Genomic DNA, 15,760 nt, shown 5'->3' with positions numbered 1-15,760 from the left:
GCCGCCCGTGCGCCTGCCGCCTGGCACCGGAATCACGGTGCCGCCGCTGCGTGTCGGGCTGATCGGTGCAGGGGTCGCCGGGCACCCGGCAACGGTTTCCCAGGCGACGTATGCCGGATCCCCGGTTGGGATCGGTTGCTCCCGTGTGGAAAATCCCGCCGATGTGCGCGCCGCTGTCGCGGGTGGGGACCCGGCGGCCCGGAGTACCCCGCCCGCGGCCGCTCGCAGCGCCCGGCGGATTCCGATCATCGCCCGGTGGTACCCGCCGCGTCGGCCGCCGGGCCCGCCGTCCGGGGCGATGCCGAATCCGCGGGTGTCAGTTCGCTTTCCAGGGTGCGCACGATCCGGTCCAGCAGTGCGTCCAGCCGATCCGGGATACCGCGCCCGCTGCGCACCGAGACCGTCAGCTCGGTGCGGCCGCCGCCCTCGGTCAGTCCCATGAGAATCGGCATCGCCACGCTGTGCTGGGGCAGCACCCGGACCGAGGTGGGTGCGAAACCCGGCACCGCCAGGGCTTCGAGGTCGTAGCGGCCCATGTGGGAGACGGTGGCCGAGGCCAGGTTCCGGCCCAGCCGCGCGCCCACCCAGTTGAGCGAGCGGGCCAGTGCCCGGCCCGCCGCGGGCGGGAGCTTGGTCAGCCCGGTGTTGTCCATCTGGTTGAGTTCGCGGCCCTCGGCGAGGCCCGCGCGCTTCTCGGCGTTGAGCTGCTTCCAGTCCGTGCCGGGCCGCGCGTCCAGGAACAGCGGCAGCGCCAGATTGCCGGTGGACCGCAACGCCGGATCGTGCCGCCGCAGATCGACCGGAATCATGATGCGCGAGAGCGGTCCGCCTTCGTCCGCGAGAATGGCCGCGACCCGCATGAGAGCACCCGGACCCGCGGCGTGAATGGTCCGGTGCCGCAACAGGTGCCGGTGCTCGCCCGCGTCCTGACGCCCGCGCCCGAGGGCGGATCCGAAGCGCGGCACCATGAGCGCGGGCTTCCCCGGAGCGCCCACCTTCGCGACGAGTTCGGCGTCGGCCACGGGATCGGCCGCGCCGACGGGCTCCTGCCCGCGCAGCACGCGCAGGATGTCGGTGGCCCACATGACCATGCCCATGCCGTCCATGACCCCGTGGAACACGCGGAACACGATGGTCACCGGATCGGCGGTCAGCAGCAGCACCTCGGTGGTGGACTCCGGCGTCGGCCCGATCGGACTGGTGAGCACGGGATCCGCCTCGAGCGCCGGGAACTGCAGCGCGTGGTGCACCTCGCGCACGGTCGGCGCGACCCCGCTGTCCACCCAGTACGAGCCGTCACGCACCAGTCGCGCACCGGGATTGGCCGCGGACGCGATGGCGACCGCGCGCCGCAGCCGTTCGGCGTCGAGGCTGCCCTCGCCCTCGATGGCCAACTGCATCAGGAACGGCGGCGCGAGGTCCCGCATGGGGAAATAGATGAGTTCGGTGGGAGAGATGGGCCGGCGGAAGGTGCTCATAACTGCCTCTGCTGCGCGCGGACCGCCGGCGTGCTTACCGTAGGTCCTTGGTCAATTCGGTAACGCCGCCCTGGGTTTCGAGCCAGGCCAGGAATTCGGCGAGCCCGGTCGCACGGTCGATGACCGCCCGGTACTCGAAATCCGCTGCGGCGGCGCCGGTGTCGTAGGTGGCGGTGCGGGTCATGAGCGCCACCACGTAGCGGGACAGCGGCGGCGACCAGCGGGTGGCGACGTAGGGAATCCGCCAGACGGTGTCGATGACGGCGACCGCGGCGTTCAGCACCTTGGGGTTGGGCTGCCGGCTGGGTCGTTCGTACCCCAGGCCCTCGGCGACCTCGCCCAGGAAGCCCCACACGTCGGTCTGCTCGGCATCGGCGATGAAATACGCCTTGCCGCCGACCTTTTCCGAGCTCGCCGCCTTGACCGCGGCGTCGGCGATGTTGTCGACGTGGCACAGCGAGGCCAGTACCTGCTTGCCGTACGACAGATCCGGCAGCGAGCCGGTTGCCGCCCGGCTCAGCAGCCGCACGATCGGCCCGGACCGGTCGCCCGCGCCCCAGATGGCCCGGGGCCGCAGCGCGCAGGTGGTGAAACCCGGTGCGTCGGCGGCCAGTACCGCCCGTTCGGCGGCGGCCTTGGTCTCGGAGTACAGGTTCAGATACCGGTGCGGGTAGGGCACCGACTCGTCGATGTTCACCTGGTCGCCGCCGTCGCGATCCATGAGCGCGCTGGGGCTGGAGATGAACACGAAACGGCCGGCGCCGTTGCGGCGCGCGGCGGCCAGCAATTGCTCGGTGGCCGTGAGGTTCTCGGCCACGAACTGGGCGCGGGTACCGCGCTCGTCGACGCGGGCCGCGCTGTGGAAGACCGCGTCCACGCCGCGGGTGGCGCGATCCAGCGATGCCGGATCGGTGAGATCGCCGGTGACGATCTCCACCCGATCGATGACAGCGTCCAGATCGCGCAGGTTGCTGGTGGGCCGCGCCAGGATCGCGACCCGGTAGTCGCCCTCGGCGAGCAGACGGCGCACGATGGCGCCGCCCAGGAAGCCGGACGCGCCGGTGACCAGTGCCTTCTTGGTGCTCATCGGGCGGCCTCCTGCGTCTTCCACCAGGTGAGCCCGAAGATCTGGGTCAGTACCGCGGTCTGGACCGGGGAGCGGCCGGTGCCCGCGCTCGCGCGCAGGGCCGCCGGAATCTGGGCCGCGTGCACCACGATGCTGAGGAAGGCGTCGATCCAGAAGATCGCCCGCAGGAACCGGTTGGCCGGCGCGCTGCCGGTGAGGGCGGCCAGCACCCCGGCGGCCAGATACAGCCAGCCCAGGATCGGAATCGCCCGCAGTACGGTCACCTTCATCGTGCCCTGTCCTCTCCGAGCTGCTCGGTTGCCCAGACGGCCAGCTGCTCGCGGCCGATCTTGGCATTGTGACGGATGTCCACGGGGAACTTCGGATGGAAAAGGAAGTGCCGCACGGGTGCGGTGACCTCGAATTCGGCTGCGCGATCGCGCAGTTCGGCGGTCAGGCTCAGCGGGTTCGCGCCGGCCTCGACCTCCACGCACAGCACGGGCTGCTGGTCGCCGCGCGGGCCGACGCCGACCAGCGCGGTCCTGGCCACCCCGGGCAGGGTGTTGAAGACCTGTTCGACCTGCACGCTGAACATGGGGCCGCCGGCGGTGTGCACGCGCTGACTCTTGCGCCCGCAGAACCAGATCCGGCCCTCGTCGTCGATCCACGCGAGATCACCGGTGCGGTGCCAGACCACGCCGTCCTCGCGGATCTTGCCCGCGCGATTGGCTTCGCGCGGCCAGTAGTAGCGGGTGCTCACGTTCGGGCCCGCGACCACGAGTTCGCCGATGCCGCGGGTCGCGATCAGTTCGTCCGCGCGGGCCTGCGCGTCGGACCAGTCCGGCAGCGGATCATCGGTGATGGCGACCAGCCGGGCGCGCACGTTCTCCGCGGGACGCCCGATGCAGGTGCCCTCGCCGCGATGGGCGCGTTCCACCAGACCGCCGAGCAGTTCCCGGGATTCGATGGTCGACATGGGCAGGGCCTCGGTCGAACCGTAGCCCGCGTGCACCTGGGCATCGGGCTCGAGCACCTCGCGCAGGCCGGCGATGCACCAGTCCGGGACGGGTGCGCCGCCGGAGTAGATGCTGTGCAGCGTGGGGATCTTCACCCCGGCCGATTCCAGATGCCGCAGCAGCGGAATGAGCACGGCGGGGGAGGCGAACATGGTCCGCACCCCGAACCGGTTGATCGCGTCCACCACGTGCGCCGGGTCGGTGGAGCCGACCTGGCTCGGAATCAGCGGCGGCAGTACGCATCTCGAGCCCAGCAGCATGTCCAGGATGCCGACCAGGGGCAGGGTGATGAGCGAGGTGCCGGGGGCGACGCGCTCGCGGGCGGCGTCGACCTGATCGACCATGGCCGAGAGGTTCCCGTGCGTCATCTCCACGGCCTTGGCCGGTCCGGTGCTGCCGGTGGTGAAGGCGATGAGCAGCAGCTCGTCCGCGGGCGCGGGGGTGCGCTGGACCGCGGTGTAGGCGGTGGGCAGCGAGGCCGAGCCGCGCTCCCATTCGGCGCGCGCGCCGACCACCCTGGCGCGCAGGGACCGAACACGTGCCCGGGCTGCGCCGCCGCGGCCGGACTCGGCCGCCGGGGCGGCCCCCGCCGCCACGGCCGCGGGTCCGCCCCAGCTCTGCAGGGTCTCCCCACCCCAGAACCAGCGCGGCCCCACCGTGATCGGGACGCGAATCCCGCGGAAGTACTTGCGGAACAGCACGCGCGCGGCATGCGCCTGCGGAATCCCGATGAACGCCTCGGCGTCGGCCGCGCGCAGGCAGTTGAGCATCTTGCGCAGTCCCATGCCCGGATCGATGACGACCGGAACCGCGCCGATCTTCAAGAGCCCGAACATGATCGCGTACAGCTCGGGGCTCGGCAGGACCAGCACGATGGTGCGAGTGCCCCGGCCCACCCCGGCGGCGACGAGGTGCGCCGCGATGGAGTCGGACCACTCGTCCAGTTCGCGATAGGTCAGGTGGCGGTACTCCGGAAGTCCGGAGGCCGCCGTGCCCGCCGGGAAGATCACGACTTCCCGGTCGGGCTCCGCGGCCGCGACCGCGCGGAAGCGGTCGATGGCCTGCCAGTAGGTAGCGGTCGTCACGCCGCGGCTCCGACGACGGCCGGCAGTCGGTAGAGCACCGCCGCGGCCGAGGGGCCCGCGCCGGCGGCGACGAACAGCACGTGGGTGAACGCGCCGAGCGAATCCTGCTGTGCCGCCAGGTCGTACGCGAGGGTCAGGGCCGCGGTGTGCGGGTCGCCCTGCGACAGATCCGGGAGCAGCACCGCGTTGGGGGCGATGCCCAGCTCGGCCGCCAGCCGCTCGCCGAAACCGGCGGTCGGGGTGGAGGCGATGAGCGCGGTGCGGGCCTGATCCGGCTCGCCGTCCGAGAGCGCCAGCCGCGCCGCGTCGGCGGCCACGGTCAGCAGGCGGTCCTCGGCGTCGGGTTCGCGCACCACGGTCATGAGGTCGCGGCCCCGGGTACCCATCGTGGCCACATCCACGTAGGACTCGATGACGGGTGTGCCCGCGCCCGAGACGGTGTGCACCCGGCCGAACCCCTCGGGTTCGTCCGTGCGCTCCAGCAACAATGCGGCACCGGTGGTGGCATAGGGGAATTCGGCGTCCGCCGCGCCCCGCTTGGCCGAGGGATGGGTGTCCCCCGAGACCACGAGAACGTGCTCGGCGCTGCCGGTTTCCAGGATCGACTGGGCCACCTGCACCGCATTGAGCGATCCGACGCCGGCGTTCATGAGATCGAAGGAGAACGAACGCGGATCGTTCTTCTCGTAGTCGAGCCCGATTCCGGCGGCCTTCTGAATCAGCGCGGACACAGCGGGTTCCACGGTATTGGAGTCCCGGAAGATGCCGGCGTTGATGAGCACGCCGACCTGATCGGGGCGTACCCCGGCCCGCTCCATGGACTGGCGCGCGGCCTGCCCGCTGAGCTCCACGATGCTGAAAGTGTCTCCGGCCCGGCTGGTTCCGGTGGATTTGATGCGCACGCCCATGTCAGACCTTCAGGGATGAAATCGTGGTGGACAGGAAGCCCCCGACGACGCCGGAGGCGGCGGGGACCATCAGGATCTTGGAGCCGGCCGGGATGGCCTCCTGGCTCAGCTGATCGTGGAGCACGATGAAGTGCGAAGTGGTGGAGGTGTTTCCGTACTTCTCGATCACGTTCAGGTCCGGCGGCATGGGGCTGCCGAACTCGCGCTCGGCGATGGCGTTCATGAAGGGAATCGCGCCCGCGCCGAACTGGTGATGGATCATGTAGTCGAAGTTCTCCTCGGCGAAGGTGTTGCCCTGCTGCTCGAGGTGGTTGCGCTGCGAATCGGTCCACAGCAGGAAGCGCGACTCGTTGTGCATCTTGCGGTTATCGGTGTAGAGCGCGACGCCCTGCGACTTCTCGCTCGGCATGCCCAGGCACAGGTGCGAGAACTCCGAGGCGGTCATCAACTCGATGTAGTGGATCTTGTCGTTGTCGTCGACGGCTTCGTCCAGTACCACGGCCGCGCCCGAATCGCCCACCGTGAGTGACGCGAATTGCAGATCATATTTCTCGGTGATTTCGGTGACAGCGGTTTCCGCGATGGGGGTGATGGCCTCGCCACTCACCACCATTCCGCGGCGCACAGCACCGGAGCGAATCATGCGATCCAGAATGTAGGTGCCGGTCATCATTCCCGCGCACGCATTCGAGAGATCGAACGAAATAGTGTCTTCGCGAGCGCCGAGTTCACGCGCGATGGAACCGGCGAAGGACGGCTCCATATACATCTTGGTGCCGTCCTTGCTGCGCGTGATCGAGGTCGAGATGATCACGTCCAGGTCGGTGGCGGCATACTGTGACCTGGAAAGACAGTCCTGCGCCGCGTTCATCGCGAGCGTGAAGGAGTCTTCGGTGTTCTCCGGGCTGGTGTCGCGGAATCGTCGTTCCTGAACACCCGTGATTCTTTCGAGATCGAATGGAGGGGCCTGCTTCAATTGCGCGACCAGCTCTTCTGTGGTGACGCGTTTCGACGGCAGATAAGCGCCGATCGACTCGAATCGAGAATGCGGCACAGGGACTCCTGAAAGTGCGAAGAAAAGCAATCTGAATCGGTGACGGATTGAGGCTACCCGACGGTAATGACGCGAGCGACCGCTCCGTTTGCCGGATGCTGTCTGGGACACCGACCCCGTCGACCATCTGCGCCGGTGAGAACATAGATACCGAATGGTTCGCTGTGAGGGACTTCACCTGATCACCCGTCCGACGAAAAATGTAACTGACAGTTACATCTATGTCGTAACGAAACTGTCTGAGCGGCACTGGATTTCGAATGTCGGCTCCGGTTAGGTTGGGCGCATGCACTTTGCGAAGGCCCTCGTGAGCGGGGTGGTCACCGCTCAATCGATAGCGCTGCTGACCCTCGGGGCGAATGGAATCGCCACTGCCGCAAACGAAGTCGGAGGCTGTACGGTCCGCTCCGCGTCCACCGTCGCGAGCGGCTTCGGCGTCCTGGAGAACCTGGCCTTCGACGGGACCGGCGGTCTGCTGCTCTCGGAGACCTCGTTCGGCGGCGCCGGCGGCGGGCTGGTTCGCCTGACGCCGGACGGTAGCCGCGTCACCGTGGCCCCCGTCGAAACGCCGGGTGGCCTGGTGGTGTCCGGCGGCACCGCGTACGTGAACACCGGGAATACCTTCGCCAGCGGCGTCTCGGACACCCCCGACGGCGCGATCGTCGCCGTCGATCTGGCCACCGGCGCCGTTCACACGGCCGTCACCGGCCTGCGCATGCCCAACGGCCTGGCGCAGCTACCGGACGGCGGCTTCGTGGTGAGCCGGGACGTGGGCGGGGCGACCACCCTCACCCGGGTGGCCGCCGACGGTTCCGGTGCGCACACCCTCGCGCCGGAGCTGACCTCCACCAACGGCCTGGCCTACGATCCGGGCCGCCGAAAGCTGTTCGTCTCCACGACGTTCGACGCGGCCACCGTCATCGCCGCGGTGGACCTCGAGCATCCCGACGCCGCCCCGGCGCGCATCACCCTGCCCGGTTTCGGGCCGCTGAACTCGGCGGACGACCTGACGGTCGGCCCGGACGGCGCGGTCTACGTGGCGCTCAACACCGCGGGCACGGTGGTCCGCGTGGATCCGGAGGCCGGGACCTACTGCACCATCGCGCGGGACCTGCCGTTCGTCACCTCGGTGCGCTTCGGCGCCGGACCCGGCTGGGATCCGAAGTCGTTGTACGCCACCGGCTTCCTGGGGGCGGTGACCCGCCTGGCACCCTGAGCGCGCACCGGCAACGCGCGCGCACCGTACCGAGAACGGCGGCCCCGCATCCGGAATCCGGATGCGGGGCCGCCGTCATGAATTTCTCGTTAAGCCTTGGGCTCCACGTACTTCGGGAACACGACCTCCGGCTCGGGCAGGGCCAGGCCCGGGGTCAGCGGGGTGGCGACGGCGGCGAAATCGCGATCGGTCTGGCCCAGCAGATCCAGGATCCGGCCGGCGGCGGCCGGAATCACCGGCTGCACCAGCAGGGTCACGATGCGCAGCACCTCCATCGTCACGTAGAGGATGGTGCCCTCGCGCGCGATGTCCTCGGGGGTACCCGACTTCGCCAGCGTCCACGGGGCCTGCGCGGAGAAGTAGCGGTTGGTCTCACCGAGGGTCAGCCACAGGTGCTCCAGGCCCAGATGGATGAGCTGCTGGTCGAATTCGGCGCGCACCTTCTCCGGCAGGCCGTTGGCGCGCTCCAGCAGCGCCTTGTCCTCGTCGGTGAAATCACCGGGCGCCGGGACCACGCCGCCGAAATCGCGGAGCACCATCTTCAGGCAGCGCTGGGCGAGGTTGCCGTACTCGTTGGCCAGGTCGGTGTTGATGCGGCTCACGATGCCCTCGTGGCTGTACGAGCCGTCCTGCCCGTAGGAGATCTCGCGCAGCAGGAAGAAACGCACGGCGTCCAGGCCGTAGGTGTCCACCAGTTCCATCGGGTCGACCACGTTGCCCGTCGACTTCGACATCTTCTCGCCCTTGTTGTACAGGAACCCGTGCGCGAAAATGCGCTTGGGCAGCGCGATTTCGGCCGACATCAGGAACGCGGGCCAGTAGATGGCGTGGAAGCGAGTGATGTCCTTGCCGATGATGTGCACGTCGGCGGGCCAGAACTTCCGGAAACGCTCGGACTCGACGTCCGGGAAGCCCGCGCCGGTGAGGTAGTTGGTGAGCGCGTCCATCCACACGTACATCACGTGCGCCGGATCGCCGGGCACCGGAACGCCCCAGTCGAAGGTGGTGCGCGAGATGGACAGATCCTTCAGGCCCGACTTCACGTACGAGACGATCTCGTTGCGGCGGGTCGCGGGCGCGAGGAACTCGGGGTCCTTCTCGAACAGCTCGAGCAGCCGGTCCTGGTACTTGGACAACCGGAAGAAGTAGTTCGACTCCTCGGTCCACTCGACCGGGGTCCGGGTCTCGGTGGACACGCGCGTGCCGTCGTCGAGGACGGTGGTCTCGTCCTCGGCGTAGAACGCCTCGTCGCGCACGGAGTACCAGCCGGCGTAGGTGTCGAGGTAGATGTCGCCGTTGGCGGCGATCTTCTCCCAGAGCGCGATGGACGCGGCGTGGTGATCGGCGTCGGTGGTGCGAATGAACCGGTCGTAGGAGACGTCGAGGGCCTTGTCCAGGCGTTCGAAGACGTCGGAGTTGCGCGCGGCGTACTCCTGCTCCGGAACGCCGGCGGCCTTCGCGGCCTGCTGCACCTTCTGCCCGTGCTCGTCGGTGCCGGTCATGAAGAACACATCGAAACCGTCCAGCCGCTTGAAGCGGGCCAGGGCATCGGTGGAGATGTATTCGTAGGCGTGACCCATGTGCGGTGCACCGTTCGGGTACGCAATGGCCGTGGTCACGTAGAAGGCGGGGCGGTCGGATGCACTCATGGTGGTGACTACTCTAATCTGCGTGCCTTCAGCCACTCGCGTGAATATCCCCGTCGCAGGTGTCGACCATGCGTAACACCCGACCGGCCCCCGAACCGCCGGAGCCGCTGTTCCCGCTCATCGACGCGCATACGCATTTGGACGCGTGCGGTGCGACCGACGCGGAATCGGTTGCCGCGATTGTGGATCGGGCCGAAGCCGCGGGTGTGCGCGAAGTGGTCACCATCGCCGACGATCTCGACGCCGCGCGCTTCGCGGTCCGGGCGGCGAATTGGGACAGGCGGGTATACGCGGCCGTCGCGCTGCATCCGACCCGGGCGAACGCGCTGGACGAGGCGGCCAAGACCGAGCTCGAAGCCCTGGCCGCCGACCCGCGGGTGGTCGCGGTGGGGGAGACCGGGCTCGATTACTACTGGCCGGGCAAGCTCGACGGGTGCGCGGATGTCGAGACGCAGGTCGAGGGTTTCCGCTGGCACATCGATCTCGCCAAGCGGCTGGGCAAACCGCTCATGATCCACAATCGCGAAGCCGATCATGATTTGCTCACCGTGCTGCTGGACGAGGGCGCGCCGGAGACGGTGATCTTCCACTGTTTCTCCTCCGACGCCAATATGGCCATGGCGTGCGTGGACGAGGGGTACGTGCTGAGTTTCTCCGGCACGGTGAGTTTCAAGAACGCCCACGAATTGCGGGAAGCGGCGAAAGTCGTTCCGGACGACCAGATTCTGGTGGAAACGGACGCGCCCTTTCTGACCCCGCATCCGTTCCGCGGCGCACCGAACGAGTCGTACATGCTGCCGTACACCGTGCGCGCGCTCGCGGAGATCCGCGAACAGGATCCGTTGACGCTGGCCAAGATCACGACCGCCAATGCGAGGCGGGTTTACGGCATCTGACCGCCCGATTCGCGAGGTGTGGCGTCGCTCACTATGATTGGGCCGCGCCGTGACCCACCTGCGGCGCTATACGACTTCGTAATATTCGCAACCGCGGGTCACCCCGTTTCCATTGTCAATTTCCGATGCCCTCGTTATCGTACTGTGACCATGCCGAGACTATCGATGAAGCCACTGACGAAGATCAATTCGTCGCGATCGCCGCTGCTGTACGGCGCTATCGCGGCGATGCTCGTCACGCTCATCGTCGGTGCGGGCGTGGCGATCGTGAACAAGAAGACGGTCACCGTGGTGGTCGACGGGCTGACCATCACCCAGCACACCATGTACGGCGACGTGCGCGGCGTGCTCAAGGACGCGGGCTACGGGATCGGCGGTCGTGACGACGTATCCCCTTCCGCCGGTGCGAAAGTCAGCGACGGCGGGACCATCACGCTGAATCGCGCGCGCGAGGTCGCCATGATCGTGGACGGCCGGCCGTCCAAGGCGTGGACCACCGCGCTCACCGTGGCCGAGGCCATCGTGAAGCTGAATCTGCCGGGCGACGTGTACACCTCGCCCGCGCGGCCGTCGCCGCTGCCGCTCGAGGGCGCGTCGCTGCTGATCACCAATCCGCGCACGGTGGAACTGGCCGACAACGGCGGCGCACCCGGTCTCGTGCGCCTGGCCGCGCCGACGGTCGGGAAGCTGCTCGAGGAGCAGGGCCGTCCGCTCGCGAATCAGGATTCGGTGGTGCCGGGCGCGGACACCGCGCTCACCGACGGCATGAAGATCGTCGTCACCCGCAAGTACGTCGAAAAGCGCACCGAGCGCTTGCCTTTGGAGCCCGAAGAGAACGTCATCGAGGATCCCTCGCTCAACCAGAGCCGAACGGTCGTGGAGAACCCGGGCGTACCCGGCACCCAGGACGTGACTTTCGCGGTCTCGATCGTGAACGGCCATGAGGCGGCCAAGGATCCGGTGACCCACACCGTCATCGTCGCCGCCGCGCCCAAGACCGTCCGCAAGGGCACCAAGCCCGGCACCGAGGTCCCCGAGGTCCGGGACGGGCACACCTGGGACGCCCTGGCCAAGTGCGAGTCCAACGGCAACTGGGCGATCAACACCGGCAACGGCTACTACGGCGGCATCCAGTTCGACGCCAGTACCTGGGCCCGCCAGGGCGGGCTCCGCTATGCCCCCCGCGCCGACCTCGCGACCCGCGAGGAACAGATCGCGATCGCCGAGGTCACCCGCGCCCGTCAGGGCTGGGGCGCGTGGCCGGCCTGCACCAGCCGCCTCGGCATCAGCTGAGGGTGGTTCGACTCTCGGAACTCTCAGGGGCTCCGCCCCTGAAACCCCAACGGCCGAGTGCCCCGGGCCGGTGACCGGTCTCCGTCGGGGCTCGGGCCCGTGGGGGTTCGGGGGCCGTGCCCCCGAACCTGTTCCCTCGCAGGGGTTGTAAGGGCGGCCCCCCTTACATCAGTGCCCCACCGTCCACGCGGATCTCCGTGCCGGTGATGTAGCGGCCGTCATCGGACGCCACCATCGCCACCGCGCCCGCCACATCCTCGGGCTTGCCGAGCATGCCGCCTTCGATCCAGCCGGGGAGGCGGGCGAGCAGGCTCCAGTCGGCGTCGGCGGGCAGGTCCAGGCCCGCGGTCAGGCCGGTGCCGATTCCGCCGGGCACGATGTTCACCGCGCGCAGACCCTGTTTCACGTATTCCAGGGCGATGGCGTGGGTGAATGCGTTCACCCCGGCCTTGGAGGCGGCGTAGGCCGACATGTACGGCACCGAGCCGAACGCCGAGGTGGAGGAGAAGTTCACCACCACGCCGCGCTGGGTCTCGATGAGGTGCGGCAGGGCCTGCTGGGTCACCAGGAAGGTGCCGGTGAGATTCACCGCGAGCACCTTGTTCCAGACGTCCAGCGGCAGTTCGTGGGTGTGCCCGGCGCGCATGATGCCCGCCGCGTTCACCAGAACGTCCAGGCCGCCGAGGAATTCGACGGCCGCGCTCACGGTGGCGCTCACCGACTCCGGATCCGCGACGTCCAGGGTCAGGGTGTGCAGCCGCGCGCGCTGCTCCTCGGTGGCGGCCTCGATGGTGGTCTTCAGGCCCTCGTCGTTGATGTCCGCGGCGACCAGCTGTGCTCCCTCGGAGAGCAGGCGCAGGGCGATGCCCTGGCCGATGCCCGAACCGGCTCCGGTGACGAGTACTCGACGTCCGTCGTATCTACGCAACATGACGGGAAATTAGAACAAGTTTCACTTGGCGTCAATGGCGGGCGGTACCGATGACCGGTCGATTTGTCCCGAATTCGCGCGTGGTCGCCGATCATAGAGTTCTCTTAATCGCGTTATTCGTTTCGATGGCTAAGCTTTCCGGCGCGCGACACACGCGAGAGGGCCATCTGATGGAGGTTTCATGCGGTTGTTCGATTGGCGTACCCGAGTTGTCACCGCCGCGGTGGTGGTGGCGAGCGGCCTGCTCGCCCTGCCGATGGCCCCGGCACAGGCGGCCGACAGCGGCACGCTGATCGATGTCACCGCACAGGCTCCCGGCTGGCGCGGGCTCGCGCACGGCTACGCGGTGAACTACTGGACCGAACGCTCCAACGGCGCTCCCGTGCAGGCCAGCGGCGCGCTCATCCTGCCCGACGGCCCCGCCCCCGAGGGCGGCTGGCCGATCATGGCCTACGACCACGGCACCTCGGGCCTCGGCCCCAACTGCGGCGGCCAGAGCGACACGACCAGGGTCAAGCGCGCCAAGGAAGATCAGTTCCTGCAGTACCTGGTGTCCAAGGGCTTCGCCGTCGTCGCACCGGATTACCTGGGGCTCGGCGGTTTCGAGACCGGCCCGCACCCCTACCTCGAACTGCGCAGCGAGGCGACCGCCACCATCGATCTGGTGCAGGCCGCCCGCGCGGCGCGGCCCGAACTCTCGCGCACCTGGTCGGTGATCGGCTTCTCGCAGGGCGGGCACGCGGCGCTCGGCGCGGCGCACCTGCAGTCCACGCGCGCACCGGAATTGGACTTCCGCGGCACCATCGCCGTTGACCCCGCCTCGGATGTGGAGAAGTTCGTCCCGCTCGCCGGACCGTACGTGCCGGACATCCCGGGGGACAACGGCAACGCCGTGGACACCTTCATCGTCAGCATGCTCGTCGGCCTGCGCGAGACCCGGCCGGACCTGGATCTGGACAGCTACCTCACCCCGCGCGGGCGCGAGGTCTTCGACCAGGCGGGCAGCCTCTGCTTCATGGACATCATGAAGATCACCAACGGCCTCTCCATCGGCGATCTGCTGAACCGCCCGCTCACCGACCCGCGCTTCCGCGCGGCCATCACCGACTACATGGCGGTGCCGGTGAACGGCTACGACGAGCCGATCCTGCTGCTGCTCAACCTCACCGACGTCACCGTGCCGTCCCCGCTGCACGTCGCCCTCGCCGGCCAGTTCGCCGCCAACGGCGTCGACTTCACCACCGTGACCGGCACCGGCAGCCACACCGAACTCAATCCGCCGATGTGGGCCGCGATCGACGCCTTCATCGCCCGCGTGCTCGCCACCCCGACCCAAGCCTGACGCGCGGGATGACCCGCCGCGGCCGGTGCAGCGACCGGCCGCGCGCGATCCCGGATCGTCGCGGTCCCGCGCCGCCGCGACGGCCGTGCAGCGTCCCGGCCGTTCCCGCGCCGGGGTGTCGGGGCGGTGACCGGGGGCAGGTTGATAGGTTTCCCAGGGTGTCCGAACCAGAGAACGCCGGTCGAGGAGAAGCCGCCCTGCTGGGGCCCGCCGAAGTGCGGGTGCTCGCGGAGCGATTCGGGGTGCGCCCGACCAAGCAGCTCGGACAGAACTTCGTGCACGACGCAAACACCGTGCGGCGCATCGTCGCGGCGGGCAGCGTCGGCCGCGACGACGTGGTGCTCGAGGTCGGCCCCGGCCTCGGCTCGCTGACCCTGGGCCTGCTCGACGCGGCCGACCGGGTCATCGCCGTGGAGATCGACCCGAACCTGGCCGAGCATCTGCCGCAGACCGTGAAGGACCGCGCGCCGACCCTGGCCGACCGGCTCACCGTCGTGCAGGCCGACGCGCTGCGGGTTCAGGCCGCCGACCTGCCCGCCGCCCCCACCGCCCTGGTCGCGAACCTGCCCTACAACGTCGCGGTGCCGGTGCTGCTGCACCTGCTCGCCGAATTACCCAGCATCCGAACCACCCTCGTCATGGTGCAGCTCGAGGTCGCGGACCGGCTCGCCGCGGTACCCGGCGGCCGTATCTACGGCGTGCCGAGCGTGAAAGCCGGATTCTTCGGCACCGTGAAGCGCGCGGGAACCGTTGGCCGCCAGATCTTCTGGCCGGTCCCGCAGGTCGAATCCGGCCTGGTGCGCATCGACCGCTACACCGAATCCCCCTGGCCCATGGACGAAATCCATCGCAAACGCGTCTACGAGGTCGTCGACGCCGCCTTCGCCCAGCGCCGCAAAACCCTGCGCGCCGCCCTGGCCGGCTGGGCCGGTTCCCCGGTCGAGGCCGAAAGGCGCCTGGTGGCAGCGGGAATCGCGCCGACGGCCCGCGGCGAGACCCTGGACACCGCGGCCTTCGTCCGCCTGGCCCAGCAGGCTCCCACGGAGTGACGCTCGGGCGATCGCGCAATCGCGCGCTCGCCGTGGCGTTCCGGCGGACAAACCGGCCGGGGAAGTACCTGTCGTACCGCCCCGGCGGCGCGGGCGGATGGCCCGCGCGACATGTCAGACGGTGACCTTCAGGCTGTCGATGGTGGCCGGGTCGATGCCCGGACCGTCGGCGCGGGCGGTGAAGGTGGACTGCACCAGGTATTCGTAGGTGCCCACGGCCACCAGCACATAGCGGGTGTGCACCCACAGGGTGAGCGCCTCGACCGCGTAGGTGCCGGAGACCGAAGCCGACGGATACCCCTGGTAGTCACCGATTTCCGCGCCCGTCTCCTGCCACTGCGGCAGCTGGCGGGCATCGGAGAAGGAGCATTCGAGCAGCTCGGCGGCGTTGACCGGCTTGGAGAGCCGGCCCAGCAGCAGCACCGCGTTGTCGGCCCAGCCGTCCTCCGGCGGCAGCGTCCACACCCCGTACGCGCCCGGGAACATGGCGGTGTCGACGGTGAGCCAGTCCTCGGGCACCGAGATCGAAATCTCCGGCGCCCCGGCCTCTCCCACCGCCACCGGGGTGATCTGAACATCCCCGCCGACCAAATACTCGGCAATCGTCGTCACGAAACGCGCTCCTCGGCATCACGGGCGAGGCGGTCCCCACCGCGGTCGCAGCCATTGAACACCAGCACACCCGCGGGTGACCAGCCACCCGCGTAATCCGGTCGCCCCGCCGGCCGCTCGCGCCGGAACCGCGCGGCCGCCGCTCGACGGCATCGAGATCCGCCC

General features: G+C 69.1%; 14 protein-coding genes. 5 read left to right on the top strand and 9 right to left on the bottom strand.

The genetic code is table 11. From position 1 onward, the window contains the following. Window positions 1–245 precede the first annotated feature (245 nt). The 6 genes from ABZ319_RS06030 to ABZ319_RS06005 are packed head-to-tail and all read right to left on the bottom strand — an operon-like array spanning window position 246 to window position 6,607. Window positions 246–1,478 (bottom strand): peptide synthetase, encoded by a 1,233-nt coding sequence (locus ABZ319_RS06030; protein WP_354985210.1) that lies wholly within the window; start codon window positions 1,476–1,478, stop codon window positions 246–248. Window positions 1,479–1,512: 34 nt separating this feature from the next. Continuing rightward, window positions 1,513–2,565, bottom strand: coding sequence for an NAD-dependent epimerase/dehydratase family protein (locus tag ABZ319_RS06025; protein ID WP_354985209.1), 1,053 nt, complete (start codon window positions 2,563–2,565; stop codon window positions 1,513–1,515). Then, window positions 2,562–2,834 carry a hypothetical protein gene (locus ABZ319_RS06020; RefSeq protein WP_354985208.1) on the bottom strand — a complete coding sequence of 91 codons (273 nt, stop codon included), beginning with the start codon at window positions 2,832–2,834 and terminating at the stop codon, window positions 2,562–2,564. The genes ABZ319_RS06025 and ABZ319_RS06020 overlap by 4 nt, the downstream gene beginning before the upstream one ends. Next, the gene (locus ABZ319_RS06015) at window positions 2,831–4,645 is read right to left on the bottom strand and encodes a fatty acid CoA ligase family protein (protein ID WP_354985207.1); all 1,815 of its coding nucleotides are present in this window, start codon (window positions 4,643–4,645) and stop codon (window positions 2,831–2,833) included. Before ABZ319_RS06015 ends, ABZ319_RS06020 begins: the two co-directional genes overlap by 4 nt. Continuing rightward, window positions 4,642–5,553 carry a hypothetical protein gene (locus tag ABZ319_RS06010; RefSeq protein WP_354985206.1) on the bottom strand — a complete coding sequence of 304 codons (912 nt, stop codon included), beginning with the start codon at window positions 5,551–5,553 and terminating at the stop codon, window positions 4,642–4,644. The genes ABZ319_RS06015 and ABZ319_RS06010 overlap by 4 nt, the downstream gene beginning before the upstream one ends. Before the next feature lies 1 nt (window position 5,554). Beyond that, window positions 5,555–6,607, bottom strand: a complete 1,053-nt coding sequence (locus ABZ319_RS06005) for a 3-oxoacyl-[acyl-carrier-protein] synthase III C-terminal domain-containing protein (protein WP_354985295.1) — start codon at window positions 6,605–6,607, stop codon at window positions 5,555–5,557. A gap of 286 nt (window positions 6,608–6,893) precedes the next feature. Between ABZ319_RS06005 and ABZ319_RS06000 the strand changes: the two genes are divergently transcribed. Beyond that, entirely contained in the window at window positions 6,894–7,823 is a 930-nt protein-coding gene (locus tag ABZ319_RS06000) for an SMP-30/gluconolactonase/LRE family protein (protein WP_354985205.1), read from the top strand. Between the two features lie 89 nt (window positions 7,824–7,912). Here the strand turns inward: ABZ319_RS06000 and metG are convergent, their stop codons facing one another. Then, complete coding sequence (gene metG, locus ABZ319_RS05995) at window positions 7,913–9,472, bottom strand: methionine--tRNA ligase (RefSeq protein WP_354985204.1); 1,560 nt, start codon at window positions 9,470–9,472, stop codon at window positions 7,913–7,915. 68 nt (window positions 9,473–9,540) lie between these two features. Between metG and ABZ319_RS05990 the strand changes: the two genes are divergently transcribed. Both ABZ319_RS05990 and ABZ319_RS05985 read left to right on the top strand, forming a co-directional pair. After that, on the top strand, window positions 9,541–10,368 hold the full coding sequence (locus ABZ319_RS05990; protein ID WP_354985203.1) for a TatD family hydrolase: 828 nt from the start codon (window positions 9,541–9,543) through the stop codon (window positions 10,366–10,368). Window positions 10,369–10,533: 165 nt separating this feature from the next. After that, entirely contained in the window at window positions 10,534–11,661 is a 1,128-nt protein-coding gene (locus ABZ319_RS05985) for a transglycosylase family protein (protein ID WP_354985202.1), read from the top strand. 163 nt (window positions 11,662–11,824) lie between these two features. Here ABZ319_RS05985 and ABZ319_RS05980 read toward each other — a convergent pair whose 3' ends face one another. Further along, the gene (locus tag ABZ319_RS05980) at window positions 11,825–12,589 is read right to left on the bottom strand and encodes an SDR family oxidoreductase (protein ID WP_354985294.1); all 765 of its coding nucleotides are present in this window, start codon (window positions 12,587–12,589) and stop codon (window positions 11,825–11,827) included. Between the two features lie 184 nt (window positions 12,590–12,773). Between ABZ319_RS05980 and ABZ319_RS05975 the strand changes: the two genes are divergently transcribed. Together ABZ319_RS05975 and rsmA are read left to right on the top strand one after the other, a co-directional pair. Then, window positions 12,774–13,934, top strand: coding sequence for an alpha/beta fold hydrolase (locus ABZ319_RS05975; protein WP_354985201.1), 1,161 nt, complete (start codon window positions 12,774–12,776; stop codon window positions 13,932–13,934). 158 nt (window positions 13,935–14,092) lie between these two features. Beyond that, on the top strand, window positions 14,093–14,983 hold the full coding sequence (gene rsmA, locus ABZ319_RS05970; RefSeq protein WP_354985200.1) for a 16S rRNA (adenine(1518)-N(6)/adenine(1519)-N(6))-dimethyltransferase RsmA: 891 nt from the start codon (window positions 14,093–14,095) through the stop codon (window positions 14,981–14,983). Between the two features lie 114 nt (window positions 14,984–15,097). On the opposite strand, the gene ABZ319_RS05965 is transcribed toward rsmA, so the two are convergent. Then, window positions 15,098–15,595 (bottom strand): LpqN/LpqT family lipoprotein, encoded by a 498-nt coding sequence (locus ABZ319_RS05965; protein WP_354985199.1) that lies wholly within the window; start codon window positions 15,593–15,595, stop codon window positions 15,098–15,100. Window positions 15,596–15,760: the final 165 nt, after the last annotated feature.

Origin of the sequence: Nocardia sp. NPDC005978, assembly GCF_040614455.1 — a bacterium.
In the GTDB taxonomy this organism is placed as follows: Bacteria; Actinomycetota; Actinomycetes; order Mycobacteriales; family Mycobacteriaceae; genus Nocardia.
This window is presented reverse-complemented; position numbering and strand designations above follow the sequence as displayed.

Bases quoted from the DNA above. Each gene is read 5' to 3' on its own strand.
- ABZ319_RS06030 (WP_354985210.1), bottom strand. From the start codon at position 1,478: ATGAGCACCTTCCGCCGGCCCATCTCTCCCACCGAACTCATCTATTTC.
- ABZ319_RS06025 (WP_354985209.1), bottom strand. From the start codon at position 2,565: ATGAGCACCAAGAAGGCACTGGTCACCGGCGCGTCCGGCTTCCTGGGC.
- ABZ319_RS06020 (WP_354985208.1), bottom strand. From the start codon at position 2,834: ATGAAGGTGACCGTACTGCGGGCGATTCCGATCCTGGGCTGGCTGTAT.
- ABZ319_RS06010 (WP_354985206.1), bottom strand. From the start codon at position 5,553: ATGGGCGTGCGCATCAAATCCACCGGAACCAGCCGGGCCGGAGACACT.
- ABZ319_RS06000 (WP_354985205.1), top strand. From the start codon at position 6,894: ATGCACTTTGCGAAGGCCCTCGTGAGCGGGGTGGTCACCGCTCAATCG.
- metG (WP_354985204.1), bottom strand. From the start codon at position 9,472: ATGAGTGCATCCGACCGCCCCGCCTTCTACGTGACCACGGCCATTGCG.
- ABZ319_RS05990 (WP_354985203.1), top strand. From the start codon at position 9,541: ATGCGTAACACCCGACCGGCCCCCGAACCGCCGGAGCCGCTGTTCCCG.
- ABZ319_RS05985 (WP_354985202.1), top strand. From the start codon at position 10,534: ATGAAGCCACTGACGAAGATCAATTCGTCGCGATCGCCGCTGCTGTAC.
- ABZ319_RS05975 (WP_354985201.1), top strand. From the start codon at position 12,774: ATGCGGTTGTTCGATTGGCGTACCCGAGTTGTCACCGCCGCGGTGGTG.